Annotated in this window: 1 protein-coding gene; it reads left to right on the plus strand. The window is 57.7% G+C overall.

Translation table 11 applies throughout. The annotated features are described in order from the left end of the window. Positions 1–54: 54 nt before the first annotated feature. Positions 55–475, plus strand: a 421-nt coding sequence (locus tag AC1DJR_RS33270; RefSeq protein WP_477004597.1) for an ABC transporter substrate-binding protein, incomplete at its 3' end; no start/stop codon positions are given.

A 475-nucleotide genomic window follows, 5' to 3' on the forward strand; every position in this document is an offset into this window, starting at 1 on the left:
AAACTGAAGCAGCAGGGCACCGCGCCGATGATGCTCGGTCTGCTGGATGGCAACATGGGCCAGCAGCTGCTCAGCACCCTGTGGCAGGCGCAGATTGAGAGCCACGACCGCAAGACGCTGGATAATCTGATTTACGATGTGGGCGGCACCTTCAAAGACAGCAAGCTGGTCAATGCCGCCTCTATGATGAAGAGCTGGACCGACAAAGGGTACTTCTTCCCTGGCTTCCAGGGCATCGGTCACGACGATGCGGCGACGCTGTTCCAGAACGGCCAGGCTGCGTTCCTGGTCAGCGGCACCTGGTATCTCGGCCAGTTTAAAGACAACAAAGATATTCACTTTGCCGCGATGCCTGCCGGTGAAGGCGTGAAGCAACCGCTGATGGTGGGCGGTACCGATCTGGCGTTCTCCATCACCAGCACTGCCAAAGGCAAAGACCAGCAGGAAGGTGCGGCGAAGTTCATCAACTATATGG

The sequence above is a fragment of the Bacillus sp. 05T31 genome (assembly GCF_056396725.1).